The following is a 15,981-nucleotide window of genomic DNA, read 5'->3' as shown; positions in this document are numbered from 1 at the left end:
GGTGCGGATGAGACGCCGTGAATTTCTGGTCGGGGCCGCGATGCTCGCCGGTACGATGGCGCGAAGCCGGGCCGCGGACGTCCCCGCCCCGTCGCCCGACGGGCTCGACCGCATCACCGCGTTCTTCGACAACGAGGTGACAAGCGGCCGCCTGCCGGGCGCGGTGATCATGGTGCAGCAGCACGGCAAGCCGGTCTACCTCAAGACCTTTGGCGTGCGCGACACCAGGACCGGCCTCGCGATGACGCCGGATACGATCTTCGCCATCCACTCCATGACCAAGCCGATCACGTGCCTCGGCGCGATGATGCTGATCGACGAGGGCAAGCTTGCGCTGACCGACCCCGTGTCGAAATACGTTCCGCTGTTTGCCGAGACCAAGGTCGGCCTCGAGGTGACCCGGCCCGGTGGCAAGCTGGAGCTCGACTTCGTCCCACCTGACCGCCCCGTCAACATCGAGGATCTGCTGCGGCATACTTCGGGCATCAGCTACGATTATATCGGCAGCGAATGGGTCGAGCACGCCTACAAGGCCGCCAACATTTTCGAGGGGAACTTCAACAACAGGGAATTCGCCGATCGCATCGCCAAACTGCCGCTGGCGCGGCAGCCCGGAACGCTGTGGCGCTACGGCCATTCCACCGACGTGCTCGGCAGCGTCATCGAGATCATCTCGGGACAGACGCTGTACGCCTTCCTGAAGGCCCGCATCTTCGATCCGCTCGGCATGAACAGCACCAAATTCGCGCTCGCGACCGAGGACGAGCTGGCGCGGATGGCGCGGCCGCTGCCGAACGACTTCATCCTGCTCGCCGGCGAGCGCGACCGCCTGGACCATCCAGAATGGCAGTCGGGCGGCGGCGGCCTGCTCTCGACCATCACCGACTATCAGCGCTTCGCGCAGATGCTGCTCAACGCCGGCGAGCTCGAAGGCAGGCGCTATCTCAGCCCCGCCGCGTTCAAGGCCATGACGAGCGATCAGATCGGGCCGGGCTCCGGCGTCGGACGCGACTATTTCTATTTCCCGGGCGACGGCTTCGGCTATGGCTACGGCCTTGCGGTACGCACCGATCCCGGCAATGCAAAGCCGCCGCCGCCGGGCTCGCTCGGCGAGCTGAAATGGGACTCGGGGAGCGGCACCTATTTCGGCGTCGATCCCAAGCTCGACATGGTCTACCTCATGATGCAGCAGACCCAGAACGAGCGCGGCCGCATCACGCCCGCGTTCAAGGCGCTGGTCTACGATTGCTATCCGCCCGCATTACGCCGCCCGTGAGGTGCGCTGGCCGAAATCGGCGAGGAGCTTTCCGATCTCGGCAGCCGGCCGCGCGGCGCTGAACAGAAATCCCTGCACCTCGTTGCAGCCTTCGGCGCGCAGCCAGTCGAGCTGATCCTCGGTCTCCACGCCCTCGGCCGTCGTGGTGATGTTGAGGCTGCGGCCGAGCCCGGAGATCGCGCGCACGATCGCACCACAATCGGGCCGCTGCGCCAGATCCTTGACGAAGGAGCGGTCGATCTTGATCTTGTCGAACGGAAAGCTGCGGAGATAGCTCAGGCTGGAATAGCCGGTGCCGAAATCGTCCATGGAAATGCCGACGCCGAGCTCGCGCAATTGGTGCAAGGTGGCGACATTGGCATCGGTCTCGGCCAGGAAGATCGACTCGGTGATCTCGAGCTCGAGCCGCTTCGGCGACAGGCCGGACTGCGCCAGGGCCGAGATCACGATCTGGACCAGGTTGCGGCTGCGGAATTGCGCCGGCGACAGGTTGACGGCGACCTTGACGTCGACGGGCCATTTCACCGCCTCGGTGCAGGCTTCGCGCAGCACCCATTCGCCGAGCTGGGTGATCAGGCCGATGTCCTCGGCGACCGGGATGAACTCGGCGGGCGAGATCATGCCCTTGTCCGGATGACGCCAGCGCAGCAGCGACTCGAAGCCGGAGATGCGGTCGGAGGCGATCGACACCAGCGGCTGGTAGTGCAGCTCGAACTCGCCATTGGCGAACGCCCGGCGCAGATCCAGCTCCATGTCGCGGCGCCTCTGCGCCTGGAGGTCCATCTCGCGCTCGAAGAAGTGGTGCACGCCGCCGCCGTCGGCCTTGGCCCGGTACAGCGCCATGTCGGCATTGCGCATCAACTCTTCCGGCGTCGTGCCGTCGCCCGGCGACAGCGCGATGCCGATGCTGGCGCCGATCACCATCTCCTGTCCATCGACGTCGTAAGGCGCCTTCAGCATGTCGATCAGCAGGGACGCGCAGGCGCTTGCCTCGTTCGGCGAGACGTCGGTTGCCAGGATGACGGCGAACTCGTCGCCGCCGAGCCGCGCGGCGAGATTGCTGCCGCGGACCGCAATGGTCAGGCGCTCGGCGACCTGCTTCAACAAGCGATCGCCCACCGGATGACCGAAGGAATCGTTGATGTTCTTGAACAGGTCGAGATCGATGTAGAGCACGCCGACCCGTTTTCCCGCGGCCTGGTCCAGCGCCTGCTTCAACCGCTCCTGGAAGTGTTCGCGGTTCGGCAAATCGGTGAGCCCGTCGTGGTGCGCCATATAGGCGATGCGCGCTTCGGCCTTGCGCCGCTCGGTGATGTCGACCACGGCAACCAGATAGCCATCGCGCTCGTCGAAGGCGACGCGACGGCCGAAGGTGAGCACCTCGATCTCGCTACCGTCGGCGCGCAAGTGTCGCCAGTTGCGCGACGAGTGGTAGGCGTCGCCGAGACGCTCCAGCGCCGCGGCGTGGCTGTCCCATTCGTCCTCCGGCCATATCTCGTGCAGCTTCATGCGCAGGAAGGTCGCGCGGCTGTAGCCGTAATGCTGGACCGCGGCGTCGTTGACGCTGAGGAACGCCTTGGTCTCTGCGTCGAACACCCACATCGGCATCGGGTTGTTGTCGAACAGCAGTCGGAACGAAGCATCGCGCCGCTTCAAGACGGTGACATCGGAGATGGTCAGCGAGACCACGTCGGCGAAGGCGGTGGCGCTGAGCCTGAGGTAGCGCCCCGCGCTCTCGATCTCGAGCTGCTCGCCGCGGCCGCCCGACACGGCCTTGAGCAGGAATTCCATCACCTCGGGCAAGGCCAGCAGCGTGCTGCCCTCGCCGATCCGCCACCACAGCAGGCTTCCACCCACAACCTTCAACAGCTCGCCCGCGCTCCTGTTGTGGTGCACAACCTGAAGGTCGAACGCCTTGCCAGCGGCATCGCGCAGCGTCGCCAGCGAGACCACCGCGTCGTCGGTCGCGGAAAAGATGGCGTCGAGGAGATTGTATTGCGCGCCGCGCTCGTTGACATAGGCGCCGATCAGCGTCGCGCCCCAGCGCGAGGACGTCGGCAGCGCCAGCACGTCATAGGTCCTGACCATGCCGTCGCGCACGCAATGCGCGCTGGCGCGGTGCGGCCGCCCGGCCGCCAGCGCGCTCGCCGCCGCTTCCGACAGCGCGGTGGCGCAATCGGGCGACAGCTCGGCAAGGGGAATGTCCCAGCGCTCCTCGCCGAGCCATTTCTGCACGTAACGTCCGCTGCGCGACAGCTCGAGCACACCATCGTTCTTGAGCAGCGCGATGTGGTCGGCGAGGCGTCCGAGGCTGCCGAGCATGACGTCCTCGTAGCGCGGCAGCCGCTCGCCCGGCTTCAACGCCGCACGCCATTTGCGCTGAAGCACCGGGATGTCGTCGAACATTTCGGCGGCCGGTTTTCCCGGCATCTTCTTCGCGGCAGTCATTGCAGTCCCCAACGCACTTTCCCGCCGCATCCAATGCAGGCGCGCTTAACGACGTGTAAAAAGCGCGAAGGCGTGGGTTCCATTCGGCGATTATGACAGTTTTAAGTCAGGTGTTGGTTAGTGGGCGTTAGAGACTGTGACGGTTGCGCGAAAGGTGCTCTCGTGTCCCGGAGGCGACGCGGAGCGCAAGTGATGCGGCGCAGAGCCGGGACCCAGCACGCTGCGGAGTCGCTGATGCCTGGGCCCCGGCTCTGCAGCGCATCGTCGCACCGGACGATGCTTCGCATCGCCGGGGAGACGCTGCGCTGCGTCCGGGGCACGCGAGCGGGAGTTTTCGCACACCTGCCTCAACATCGTCATTGCGAGCGCAGCGAAGCAATCCAGGAATGCATCCACGGAAAGACTCTGGATTGCTTCGCTGCGCTCGCAATGACGGCGTGTGGCAGGAAATCGTCCTGCAAATGCGATGGATCGCCCGGTTAAACCGGGCGATGACAGCGAGTGTGTCGTTGCAGACGCGCTTCCGCGTCCTCGCGGCGCATTTCGCCCGAGCTTTGCTCGTCGTCTCACCCTCAATTGAAAGAGGGCGCAGGGAAGACCGGGTGCCGGCCGGGCACCCACGGTCCACTGTGCGAAAGGTGGCAACAAGAATTTGCACAGCGGCATACAGGTGAAGCCAAACATCCGGCCTTCCCTGCGCAGTGGTTTTACGGCTTATGTCGCGCTCTCCCCGGGGAGCGATGCACTATTGCCCCCGTCGCCTTGCGGATGGCTGATGCGCATCGCCCGGTCGGGCAACCACATCACCACAAGACTTGACGCACAGACCCCGGGCGTCAGGACCACACGATTTTGCCGTACGCGAACCGCACCCGTCGTTGGCACGAGGTCTTCGCTCACGGCTCTCCGCCCTGCGAAGCTTTTCGCGCCGATGTGGCTCGCGTCCACCGCCCCCCGGCCCGCGTTCGTGACGATCGCGATACGCCCCTCTTCCTTGGGCCGGGTTGCGCGACACATACGCGGTTTCCGAATTTCGGTAAAGCGGAATATTTTCGACCGAATGCATTGACCCATGAATCGGGTGTTTTGCCCGTCGGGCAGCGCAAGGGATTGTGGCCCGCCCGACTAATCCTCGCTGGAGGCCGCCGAGCGGTTGCGCAAATGGGCCTGGGAAAGCAGGAAGAACAACGCGCGCTCGCCTTGATATTTGGCGGACGGACGCGTGCGCTCGAAGCCGTCGGCAAATATCTTGCCGGACTGGTCGCACACCTGCCACCGCCAGCCGAACCGCTTGCGCCTGGTGAGGATCACTTCGAACATGCCGACGAGCCTGGTCCCCTGCTCCGAGCCGGTCCTGCAAGGCAAGCGCCTGCTCCGGCTTCCCCCGTTGGACGGACGCCAGACATATAGCGCAGCAGGATGGAAAGAGAATAAAATTGATGATCGGAAATACGTATCGTCCACGGTCGTGAGCGAGACGCGCCGCTGCTGGAATAAGCCGATGCCGCCGGTGTTTGTTGGCCGCTGCAGGGGACTGGTGGCGCTACCAGTGTTCAAGACAGAACACTGAAGAGTGGGGGACGGTTACTTGGCAGAAACCCGCTGAAGCCGACGGTAATGGAGGATGCACATCCGTGCGCGCGATGAGAATTGTCGTGCCGGAGTTTCTCGCCGCGGGCCGCCCCCCGCCTTAGCGCGCGATGACTTCGACTTCGCCGTCGACGCCGTTGACGACGTTGAATCCGCGCTCGTAGACCTTGCCCTCGTTCTTGGCGATGGCGCGGTACTCGCCTTCGGACAGCACGACGCGCGGGAACGCGCCGATCGATTCCTTGATGACGTCGCCGCCCGGCGTCAGCACCGACCAGGCGGTGTTGGCGAGCGCCTCGCCGCCACGGTCGCTGACCAGCTTGAGGGTGATGACGGCGGCGCGGTGGGTGATGGTGACGTCGGTGAGCTTGCCGGCCTGAACGCGGATGTCCGAGCGCACCACCGAATTGGCATCGCCGTAGTTGGAGACAATGTAGTAGGTCCCCTCCGGGATCAGCACGACGTCGCCGGCGGCGACGTTCGGCACCAGGGAAGCGCGCTCGCCGGATTCGAACTGGCTGCCCTTGTAGATCGCGAACGAGATCTGATTCTGCGGAATGCGGCTGGTGCCGACGCGGCCCTCGATGCGCAGGCCGCCGGCCGGCAGCACGAAGGATTCGCGGTTGGTCTCGGATTTCAGGCTGACGGTGCGCACCGCGCTGACGAGGCCGAAGGCAACGTGGACGACATAATTGCCGGGCGGCAGCACGATGTTCGGCGTCCCGCTGCGGTCCTCGCGGATCAGCTTGAAGGTGCCGTTCTCGTCGGGCCGGTCGGCAAACACGCGCCAGACCAGGCCACTGGTGATCGGAGCCGAGTCCTTGCCGTATTTCGCGGTCAGCGACAGCACGCCCTGTCCGGGCACGGCGGCATTCAGCGGGGCGGCCGGCGGCACGGTCGTGACCGCGGGCGGCGGCATGCTCGGGGTCGCCGGCTGCATCAGGGTCGGGGGCAGGCTTGGGGGTCCCGCGCCCGGCCCGGAGGGCGGCGCCAGGCTGACGGCGTTGCCGGGGTCGGGCACAGAGGCCGGCGGCACCGGCGGCGGACGATCGGAGAAGAGCTGCGCCTGGGCAGCGTTTCGGCCGGAGATAATGACGCACGCGGCAAGGATCAGCGCCGGCAGCAGCCTGCCGCTGCGCCGCCATCCGATGATGCCGTCACCCCCGCGTGTCATGCTCCTTGCTTTTCACCGAAAACGCGGCAAATTCAAGCCTCTGAAACCCCAGGAAATACGGCCCCGGAGGGTTCTGTGGAACCGGGTTGACGGCTGCGTGATTAGTTCGGAAGCAACCGCGCCTCGCCATACTCCTGCCCCGTGCCCTTTCCAAAGCGGCATAAACCATGCCTCGCGCCTGATATGGCGGAGGCCACGTGCGATGCCTAGTCTGACGATGCGGGCTGGCCCGGCGTAGGAGAGTTGCGGTGCTGGACAGATTGAAAGGCCGGGGCGCGAACGGCTCGAACGGCGAGAAGGTGGGCGAAAAAGTCGGCTTGGGCAGCATCCGCCGGCCGGTCATCGGCCTTGCCCTTGGCGGCGGCGCGGCGCGCGGCTTTGCCCATATCGGAATCCTGAGGACCCTGATTGCCAATGGGATCGTGCCCGATGTCGTCGTCGGCACGTCCATCGGCGCCGTGGTTGGCGGCCTCCACGCGGCCGGCCGGCTCGATACGTTCGAAGACTGGGGACGCAGCCTGCAAGGGATGCGCAACATCCTCGGCTATCTCGATATCCGTCTCAACGGCTCCGGCCTGCTTGGCGGCGAGAAGCTCGCGACCCGGCTCGAGGAGGCGATCGGGCAGGTGCTGATCGAGGACCTGCCCATCAAATTCGCGAGCGTCGCGACCGAGGTTCGCACCGGCCACGAGATTTGGCTGACGCGCGGCCGCGTCGTCGACGCCATGCGCGCGTCCTACGCCCTGCCCGGCATCTTCGCGCCGGTGCTGATCGGCGACCGCTGGCTGGTCGACGGCGCGCTGGTGAACCCGGTGCCGGTCTCGGCCGCCCGCGCGCTCGGCGCCGAAATCGTCATCGCCGCAAATCTTTCCAGCGACATCTTCACCCATTCCACCACGATCTATTCACACGGCGCAGCGCCCGCCCCGGTCGTGCCGGCGGCCGAGGAGCCGGCGGCCAAGCGGCGCTTCCCGCGCCTGTTCTCGCCCGAGAAGACGATGAAGCGTGAGTTCTTCGGCGGCAACGGCCGGCCCGGCATCTCGTCGGTGATGGTCGACGCCTTCAACATCATGCAGGACCGCATCACCCGCGCCCGTCTGGCCGGCGATCCGCCCGACATGCTGATCACGCCGCGGGTCGGCCAGTTCGGCTGGTTCGACTTCCACCGCTCCGAAGACCTGATCGCACATGGCACGCGCGCCGCCGAGCGCGCATTGGAGTCCATCCAGGAGGCGATCCACGTGCTGGCGCCGGCGCCCGCGGGCACCGCGCCGAAAGTCGACGACCAGGCCTGATCAGGCCGTCTTGATGTAGTCGCGCAGGGCTTCCTGCTCGGTCTCGTATTCGCGGACACGCCATTTGACGATGTCGCCGATCGAGATCAGGCCGACCACCTTGCCGTTGTCGATCACGGGCAGATGGCGGAACTTGCCCGTCGTCATCGTCTCCATGAGCTCGGCGACGGTGTCGGTCTCCTTGCAGGTCACGACCTTGCGGGTCATCACCTCCGAGACCGGCGCCTCCAGCACGCCGGCGCCGCGATCGCCGAGCACGCGCACAATGTCTCGCTCGGACAGGATGCCCTCGAGCCGGCTCTGGTTCATCACCAGCACCGCGCCGATCTTCTTCTCGCCGAGCAGCTTGATCGCGTCCGCCAGCTTGGCGTCGGGCTCGACGCTCATGATCTGGTGGCCCTTGGTGTTCAGAATGGAACGTACCGTCATTGCCGCCTCCCTGAATCCGAGCCCGCCCGCCTTCGGCGGTCCGGACTTGTTCGCGAGTCTTCAACTAACAGTTTCAGCGCCGGTTTCACGCTCGTGCGCTTTGCGAAGCATCGTCGCTAAAGACGTGTCGCTTCGGAACATTCTCACCCGGAATGATGGATGAATTCGGGCTGCGTCGCAAGCGCCGCATCAGATACGGTCTGAAACGTCTCGTGATGACGCATCCGCAGCATCGCTTCGCACGCGCGGCACGGGATCGAACAGCGCGAACAACAGCAGGCCGGCGAAGAAGCCGCCGATATGCGCCTGCCAGGCCACGCTCGTGGTTTCGGCATCGATGCCGATCGCGCCCACGCCGAAGATGATGTTGACGCCGAACCAGACGGCGAGGAAGCCGACCACCCGCCCGTCGCGGAGCGCGCGCGACAGCGGCAGCGCCGGAACTTTCGCGGCGGTATCGGCATCCGATCGGCTGAACGACAGGAAGCTGCCGCGCACGAAGGCGAAGCGGATTGCGGCGGCCATCGCGCCCGATACCGAGGCCGAGGCGCCGATCATCGGCGCCACCGCATGCTCGTGGGTGACGAGATGGGCGAGCGCGCCGGCCGCCGCCGTCACTGCCAGGAAGACGAAGAACCTGACCGTGCCGAAGCGCCGCGCCAGCGCGCTGCCGAACGGCAGCAGCCACAGTACGTTGAAGCCGAGATGGGTGAGATTGGCGTGCAGCAGCGAATAGGTGACGAAAGTCCAGACCTTCGCCCCCGCCCCGCCCGGGATCTGCAGATTGAGCAGCGAGGAATCGTAGCGCTTCGGGATGAAGCCGAAGACGTCGATGGTCCAGTTCTCGAGTTCCGGCGGCAACAGCACCCGCAGATGGATCGCCGCCAAGAGCAGGACATAGGCGGTCAGCGCCGGAGGCAGCGTCAGGATCGGCTCGCGCGGAGCCTCCTCGTTGACGGCCGGCGCATCCGGCGACGAATCTTGCGGGGAATCCAAGGCAGCTTCGCTTTCAGGCGACATCGGAGCGACAGGCTTGGAGATAGTCGCCTTTGCCGTCCCTGCGCAAGTGCACAAAAGGAAAAGGCAGGGCCCTGGGAAAGCCCTGCCTGTCCGTGTCGGTCTTCCGATGGCCGGAGAGATAAGGCGTATCCCCACCCCTCCCCGCGGCCCGTGACCAAACTGTTTGACGCCCTCAAGTACAGGCCCCGCCGAGAACCTGGAGAAAAGCGGCGAGGCTTGCGACCGCGATCACCATAGCAGGCGCGCGGCCGACACGAAGCGCATAGTTAATTTAACGTTAACGACGCAAAGACCGCCTTAACGGGCGCGAAAACGCCCCCGCGGCATGGACGCTGCAAATCCCCTCCTGCACAACAACAGAAGGGATCGCGGGTGCACTGAAGCGGGACAGGTCTGTCTCTTCGAGGTCGCACCCCGGGCGAGCGTTCAGTCATGAAACATCCGTCGAGCCGCGCGTTCTTCGCGTATTGGGACAAGAAGCGCGGCACTGCACGGGCCCCTGACCGGGCCGACATCGATCCGGCCGCGGTCCGCGGCCTGCTCGGTGACATCTTCGTGCTGTCCTGCGAGCCAAAACTCGGCTTCCCGTTCCGCGTCGCCGGCACACGCGTCTGCGCGCTGGCCGGAACAGACCTCAAGGACCAGAGCTTTGCGGCGCTCTTCACGCCAGCCAGCCGCAGCGAGATCGAGGAGATCACCACGATCGTCGCCGACGAGACGCTGGGCGCGATCGCCGGCGTCACCGCTGCGCGCGAGGACGGCAGCAAGGCGCATCTCGAGCTCCTGCTGCTGCCCTTCAACGCCCGCCCACATACGCCGGTGAGCGTCACCGGCGTGCTCGCGCCGTTCGACGACGAATGCGGCACGCTTTCCGCCTTCAGCCTCACCTCCTGGCGCTACCTGCATCAGCCGGAGAAACTGCTGCCGCGCGCCATCCGGAAATTGCAGATCGCACGCGGGCTGATGGTGTATGAGGGGCTGCGATAGAAGTCGCGCGTCCCGGCTCGGCTGCGCAAGGATACGCACCGACATGAGCAAGCCGCATTGGCGTCCCGCGCGCGCCTCGGACCTCGCTGCAATCGGCGCGATTGCAGCACGCATCCATCCGGCGTTGCCCGAACGCGCCGAGGTGCTGGCGGAGAAGATGCGGCTATGTCCGGACGGCTGCGGCGTGCTCGATACGGACCAAGGCATCGTCGGCTACGGACTGGCGCATCCCTGGATGCAGTACCGGATTCCGCCGCTCGACGGCTTTCTGCAGGAATTGCCTGACGGCGCGGACTGTCTCTACGTCCACGACGTCGCCGTATTGGCCGAGTTCCGCGGCGGCGTTGTGCGCGCTTATGTTGCCGATATCGAGAAGCTGGCGCGAGCGTCGGGCATCGCAACACTCGCGCTGGTCTCGGTCTACGGCACGCGGCCGCTATGGGAGCGCATGGGCTTTCTGGCCGTGACGGCGGATGCTGAGTTGCGCGCAAAGCTCGCATCCTATGGCGACGGCGCGACCTACATGCTGCGCGACCTCGCCGCGACGTAAGCCAACCCAGGGGGCGGCTCACGCCAGCAGAAGCTCAACCGCTGCAAGGTGATGAGCCCGAGGATCGATCGGATTGTTTCGCAGGACGCCGTTAGGCCGCTTCACGCCGCCCCCGCGTCGAACGACTGCCTGCCCCCGGACTTGCCGTTTCGTAGACCCAGGCCTCCTTGGCAAACCACTCGTGCGTTGCCGCACACATCCCGCAATAGGTGCGAGAAAAGAATACTGCACTGCACCGAAATCTTTCGCGGTCCATCTCGATGCCGGTCGAAATGGCCCGGCCCGTTTCCGGGCACTTGATCATCACCATACCCATCTGATTTCCTCCAGCTCGGCATCCCTTCACGAAAAGGCGTCGCCGCCATCGGCCGGACGGCGTCTCTTCTGGCGAAGACGCTCGTCCAGCCGATTCACGCGGCCGATAGCCTCGATTCAGGCAGCCCTATGCAGAACCCGGTTGAAGCTCTTCTTGATCGGCTCGGCCGTCTCGGTTGCAACCTTCTGGGCAAGGTCCCAAAGCTCCCGGTTTTGGCCTGACGCCATTTCAAAGGTCCTGCGGCTGTGGGCGGTGGAGAGGTTCACGACATCCGCAAACGACCTTGCATCCGCGAGCTGGGACAGGAATTCCAGCGTGGAGCTGGTATTGATTTTCGATATTTCGATGACCTTGGTGCCGTAGTGGGCGGCATGCGTGGCATTGGTCGCACAGGCTTCGCGGAGAGCGTCAGTGATCTCCTCGGAAGCCGCCTTCATCTGCTCGAGATTTGCCTTGGCCCGCGCGGCGCCCTGCTCGGCAAGATCGCCGAAGATCCCCTGGATATTGAAAAACGGCACGTCGAACTTGAGCCTTGCGTCACCATTCCCACCCGCGGGAGTGGCATTCGTTTCGGCTTTCACATTGGCATCATTCATCGTCATTCCATCCTTTCACGCGAAACCAGATTGTTGGATTGAAGACTTTCAGAAGCTCCCGGGTGCGGGCCGCACCGGGAAACCAGTGCCCCTACTCTCAAAATGGAGGGATGCTGCTGATGAGCTGCTCTCGCCCCCTGCCGCCGACTATGACCAACCAGGATCGGACCTTCAGTTCGCTTTCAGACTCTCGACTTGATTAAATTCGATTCAAGCGACGACTCGCCGCAGGCGCTGCTATTGCCTCTTTGAAGTTGCCGAAAAGGCTTCTGCCAACTCGAGAAGGCGCGGGCTCGCAACGCGTCCGGATGGCGCCATGTTACCGATTGATTGCGAGTGGATGCAGCGCTCCATAGCGCAACGCGCGAGCCTTCGGCGGCACTAGTCAAGCCGGGGACGGAAAGCGGCAGATCAGCCCCGACGCTTCTTCTTCGCATTCTTTCCGGGCGCGCCCTTCACAGGCCATGGCGTAACCGACGGCTCTGCGTGGCCCGGCTTGTTCTTGTGCTTCTTTTTCTTTGCAAAAGAACGCGCATCGTCGAATTTCGGCGCGCGCTCGGCGTGAGGCTTGCTGCGTGGCTTGAATCCACTTGCCTCGCGCGGGCGATCATCGCGCCGTTCATGATGAGCGCCGGCCTCGCGCTGCGGCGCGCGAGAGCGCTCCCGGGGAGCTTCTTGGCGCTGCGGCGCATCCGCCATCGGCTCGATCCGGATGCTGTCTTCCTTGTCCGGACGCTTGATCTTCGCCGCAAAGGATTCGGCGACCCGCTCGGAGATCTCGAACTCGGTGGTGGTGTCCATGATCTTGATGGCGCCGATGTCGCGCTTGTCGATGCCGCCGCGGCGGCAGATCATCGGCAGCAGCCAGCGTGCCTCCGCGTTCTTGCGGCGCCCGATGGCGGCGCGAAACCAGACGCTGCCCTCCGCCATCCCGTGCTTCGACGCCTTCCCGGCCTTCGATCGCGGCTTGCCGAGGTCGTCGCCCTCTTCCGATCTATCCGATCCATGACGTCCGCGTTCCGGCTTGCCGCTTCGCTCGCCGGGATCGATGATGTCCTCGGGCGACGGCAGCCGCGCGCGATAAAGCCGCGCGAGCGCGGCGGCGATATCCTCGGGCGAGCGCTCGGCCAAGAGCGCCTGCGCCAGGGCCAGATCGTCGGGCGTCGTCTCCTCCGTGAACAGCACGTCCTTCATGCGGGCGTGATCGAACTTGCGGATGTCATCCGCCTGCGGCGCCGTGCCCCAGGCCGCGTCGATCCCTGAGAGATTGAGCAACAACTCGGCCCGCCGCCGCCGCGCCGGCGGCACCAGGAGAACGCTCGTCCCCTTCCGGCCCGCGCGCCCGGTGCGGCCCGAGCGATGCTGCATGACTTCGGCGTCGTTGGGCAAATCGGCATGAATGACGAGGTCGAGGCTCGGCAGGTCGATGCCGCGGGCGGCAACGTCGGTCGCAACGCAGACGCGGGCGCGGCCGTCGCGCAGCGATTGCAGCGCCAGGGTGCGTTCGTTCTGCGTCAATTCACCCGACAGCGCGACCACCGAAAAGCCGCGCTCCAGGAGCGCTGCCTGCAAATGCCTGACGGCATCGCGCGTGCTGCAAAACACCAGCGCGCTCGGCGCCTCGTAGAAGCGCAGCACGTTGACGACGGCATGCTCGACGTCGGCGGGCGCGATGCGGATCGCGCGGTATTCGATGTCGGCGTGGCCGCCCTCGTCGCCGGCGACCTCGATCCGGAAGGCGTCGCGCTGATATTGCCGCGCCAGCGCGACGATGCCGCGCGGAAACGTCGCCGAGAACAGCAGCGTTCGGCGCGTCTGCGGCGTGGTCTCGAGGATGAATTCCATGTCCTCGCGAAAGCCGAGATTGAGCATCTCGTCGGCTTCGTCGAGCACGACCGCAGCGAGCTCGGAGATATCGAGGCGGCCGCGCCGCAGATGATCGCAGAGACGCCCGGGCGTGCCGACGACGATGTGCGCGCCGGCGGCGAGCTCCCGCTGCTCGCGCCGCGGATCCATGCCGCCGACACAGGACACGACACGCCCGCCGGCATGCCCGTACAGCCAGGCCAGCTCGCGCTGAACCTGGAGCGCGAGCTCGCGGGTCGGCGCCACGATCAAGGCGAGCGGCGCGGCCGCTTGTGCGAACTGCTCGGCGTCATCGAGGATGTTCTTCGCGATGGCCAGACCGTAAGCGACGGTCTTGCCGGAACCGGTCTGGGCCGAGACCAAGAGGTCGCGGCTGGTGGCTTCATGGGCGAGCACCGCGAGCTGAACGGGCGTCAGTGAATCATAGTTCCGCTCGGCCAAAGCGCGGGCGAGCGGCGGGGTCAGGGCCGGAAGAGACACGAGATGGAGAACCTTGGTTGAATTCAGGCGCGCAAACGGTGAACCGGCGCCTAAAGCTGCGTGCGCGGCAAACGGCCCGGCCGCACGCTGGATTTGATCTGGGCGCTCTTTACGCCATGCGCCGGGAAATCACCATGGCTTTGATGCATGGCTTGACGGGGAGCCGCGCCTGAAGGTGGACAGGCGATTTCTGACGGCCTCCTGGATCCGGAGCCTCCTCAGATCTCCCCGTACACCTCCAGCAAATTCCCGTCGGGATCGCGGAAGAACAGCGTGCGATGACCGAAGGGCTGGTCCGTCGGCGGCGACACCAGCGCCACGCCCTGGCGCACGAGTTCATCGGCGCACGCGTCGACCTCGGCGGCCGAGACCTTGAACGCCAGCTGCAGCGAGGCGCTGCCCGGCGGCACTGGTGCATCACCTGAGGTGCGGCTCGGCCGTGCCAGCGCCAGCGTGTTGCTGCCGATGCCATACTCGATCCAGTTCGGCGACAGTTCGCGCGAGAGTGGAAAGGCGAGGACGTCTTCGTAGAAGCGGCGCATCGCCGCCATGTCGCGCACGAAGATGACGGTGTAGTCGATCGCGCGGATGGCGTTGAAGGGGGAGCGAGCGTGCTGGCCAGGTGTCTGCCGGTCCGTCATTTCGTCATTGATCCAAACTCCGACTCGTAGCCCGTATGGAGCGCAGCGGAATACGGGGAGTCGCGGGCGAGAATCCCGGATTGCGCTTCGCTCCATCCGGGAAGACTCGCGAAATATCTTGAGGCGCGGTCGGCACTGTCTACTCCGCCAGCTCCGGCCACGGCACGATGGTCGACTTCACCGTCTTCATCGCCATCGCGTCCTTCACCGCCTGCGCAACGCCGGCTTCCGTGAACGGGTAGATCGTCTGCATCTTCAGCCACGGATATTTGTCACGCGTGCGGTAGAGCATGTCGACGCCGAGCGGGAGATCATTGCCGGTGAAGCCCCAGGATCCCAGCACGTTGAGGTCCTTGGTGCAGATGCGGTGCCAGGAGGTGTCGATCGAGCCGGCATCGGTAAACTGGCCCATCTCGACATAGGTGCCGCCATCGCGCAGCATCTCGATGCCTTCGGGGCCGGCGGTGGGGTGTCCCGAGCAATCCATCACGAGATCGGCGCCGAAGCCGCCGACGATGTCGCGCACGCGCGCGATGCGCGCCTCGGGTGACTTCAGCTCCTCGATGTTCACGGTCGCCTCCGCGCCGAACTCGCGCGCCAGCTTAAGCCGCGGCTCCTCCGGCGCGCCGACGCAGATGACGCGCCCTGCCCCCATCTCCCTGGCGGCCGCGACCGCCAAAATGCCGATCGGGCCGGAGCCCTGGATCACGACGGTGTCGCCCCAGCTGAATCCGCCGGCGCGCGTGGCGCGATTGAAGGCGCGGATGCAGGATGTCAACGGCTCCGATAGCGCACCCAGGCGCAACGACATGTCGTCCGGCAGCTTGTAGATCTTGGTGCCCGGCAGCATCTCGAGATCGACATAGACATATTCGGCCCAGCCGCCCCACAAATGCGGCGGCTTGTCGAAGCCGAGATAGCGGCCGTAATAGACCGGCGTCAGGCACTTGTTCGCGGTTTGCGGATAATGGATGCAGTAATAGCAGCGGCCGCACGGCATCAAGGGCGGGATCATCACCTTGGAGCCGACTTGAAGCGGCTTGCTCATAAAATCCTCGGAAAATTCATCGCCGCATTCGACGATGATTCCGCCGAGCTCATGTCCCAGCGTGAACGGCCAAGGCAGCGGCTTCGGCCAGTGTCCTTTGAGGATGTGCAGGTCGGTGCCGCAGACCCCGCAGGCGCCGACCTTGATCAGTGCGGCCTTCCGGCCGACCTTCGGCCACGGCACGGTGCGGATGACGGGCTCCGAGCCGGGACCTGCGTGGGTGCAGACGCGGATTTGCTCCATGGTGTTTCCTCGCTGCCCGCTT

General features: G+C 65.4%; 13 protein-coding genes. 4 read left to right on the top strand and 9 right to left on the bottom strand.

The window, feature by feature from the left end; genetic code table 11:
• Positions 1 to 7: 7 nt before the first annotated feature.
• Positions 8 to 1,276 (top strand): serine hydrolase domain-containing protein, encoded by a 1,269-nt coding sequence (locus ACNJYD_RS15020; protein ID WP_260379780.1) that lies wholly within the window; start codon positions 8 to 10, stop codon positions 1,274 to 1,276.
• Here ACNJYD_RS15020 and ACNJYD_RS15015 read toward each other — a convergent pair.
• The 3 genes from ACNJYD_RS15015 to ACNJYD_RS15005 all read right to left on the bottom strand — a co-directional run bounded on the left by ACNJYD_RS15015 (position 1,262) and on the right by ACNJYD_RS15005 (position 6,488).
• The gene (locus ACNJYD_RS15015) at positions 1,262 to 3,724 is read right to left on the bottom strand and encodes a putative bifunctional diguanylate cyclase/phosphodiesterase (protein WP_212260294.1); all 2,463 of its coding nucleotides are present in this window, start codon (positions 3,722 to 3,724) and stop codon (positions 1,262 to 1,264) included. The genes ACNJYD_RS15020 and ACNJYD_RS15015 overlap by 15 nt on opposite strands.
• 1,125 nt (positions 3,725 to 4,849) lie before the next feature.
• Positions 4,850 to 5,089, bottom strand: coding sequence for a hypothetical protein (locus tag ACNJYD_RS15010; RefSeq protein ID WP_246571525.1), 240 nt, complete (start codon positions 5,087 to 5,089; stop codon positions 4,850 to 4,852).
• 325 nt (positions 5,090 to 5,414) lie between these two features.
• Entirely contained in the window at positions 5,415 to 6,488 is a 1,074-nt protein-coding gene (locus tag ACNJYD_RS15005; protein WP_439366781.1) for a hypothetical protein, read from the bottom strand.
• 248 nt (positions 6,489 to 6,736) lie between these two features.
• On the opposite strand from ACNJYD_RS15005, the gene ACNJYD_RS15000 reads away from it, so the two are divergent.
• On the top strand, positions 6,737 to 7,783 hold the full coding sequence (locus tag ACNJYD_RS15000; RefSeq protein ID WP_439366780.1) for a patatin-like phospholipase family protein: 1,047 nt from the start codon (positions 6,737 to 6,739) through the stop codon (positions 7,781 to 7,783).
• On the opposite strand, the gene ACNJYD_RS14995 is transcribed toward ACNJYD_RS15000, so the two are convergent.
• Positions 7,784 to 8,212 (bottom strand): CBS domain-containing protein, encoded by a 429-nt coding sequence (locus ACNJYD_RS14995; protein ID WP_172783098.1) that lies wholly within the window; start codon positions 8,210 to 8,212, stop codon positions 7,784 to 7,786.
• Between the two features lie 189 nt (positions 8,213 to 8,401).
• Positions 8,402 to 9,232, bottom strand: coding sequence for a rhomboid family intramembrane serine protease (locus tag ACNJYD_RS14990; protein WP_172783097.1), 831 nt, complete (start codon positions 9,230 to 9,232; stop codon positions 8,402 to 8,404).
• Positions 9,233 to 9,664: 432 nt separating this feature from the next.
• Here ACNJYD_RS14990 and ACNJYD_RS14985 point away from each other — a divergent pair, with 432 nt between their 5' ends.
• A complete protein-coding gene (locus ACNJYD_RS14985; protein ID WP_172783096.1) occupies positions 9,665 to 10,219 on the top strand; it encodes a PAS domain-containing protein in 555 nt (184 codons plus the stop codon).
• Positions 10,220 to 10,262: 43 nt separating this feature from the next.
• A complete protein-coding gene (locus ACNJYD_RS14980; protein ID WP_212258134.1) occupies positions 10,263 to 10,769 on the top strand; it encodes a GNAT family N-acetyltransferase in 507 nt (168 codons plus the stop codon).
• A gap of 432 nt (positions 10,770 to 11,201) precedes the next feature.
• Here the strand turns inward: ACNJYD_RS14980 and ACNJYD_RS14975 are convergent, their stop codons facing one another.
• The 4 genes from ACNJYD_RS14975 to ACNJYD_RS14960 all read right to left on the bottom strand — a co-directional run bounded on the left by ACNJYD_RS14975 (position 11,202) and on the right by ACNJYD_RS14960 (position 15,959).
• Positions 11,202 to 11,687, bottom strand: coding sequence for a phasin (locus tag ACNJYD_RS14975; RefSeq protein WP_246708693.1), 486 nt, complete (start codon positions 11,685 to 11,687; stop codon positions 11,202 to 11,204).
• 405 nt (positions 11,688 to 12,092) lie between these two features.
• Positions 12,093 to 14,027: a DEAD/DEAH box helicase gene (locus tag ACNJYD_RS14970; protein WP_439366778.1), complete on the bottom strand. Its 1,935-nt coding sequence runs from the start codon at positions 14,025 to 14,027 to the stop codon at positions 12,093 to 12,095.
• Between the two features lie 218 nt (positions 14,028 to 14,245).
• Positions 14,246 to 14,668 carry a VOC family protein gene (locus ACNJYD_RS14965; protein WP_439366776.1) on the bottom strand — a complete coding sequence of 141 codons (423 nt, stop codon included), beginning with the start codon at positions 14,666 to 14,668 and terminating at the stop codon, positions 14,246 to 14,248.
• A gap of 139 nt (positions 14,669 to 14,807) precedes the next feature.
• A complete protein-coding gene (locus ACNJYD_RS14960) occupies positions 14,808 to 15,959 on the bottom strand; it encodes a zinc-binding dehydrogenase (protein ID WP_439366775.1) in 1,152 nt (383 codons plus the stop codon).
• Positions 15,960 to 15,981 lie beyond the last annotated feature (22 nt).

Origin of the sequence: Bradyrhizobium sp. SPXBL-02, from assembly GCF_051853065.1 — a bacterium.
Taxonomy (GTDB): Bacteria; Pseudomonadota; Alphaproteobacteria; order Rhizobiales; family Xanthobacteraceae; genus Bradyrhizobium.
This window is presented reverse-complemented; position numbering and strand designations above follow the sequence as displayed.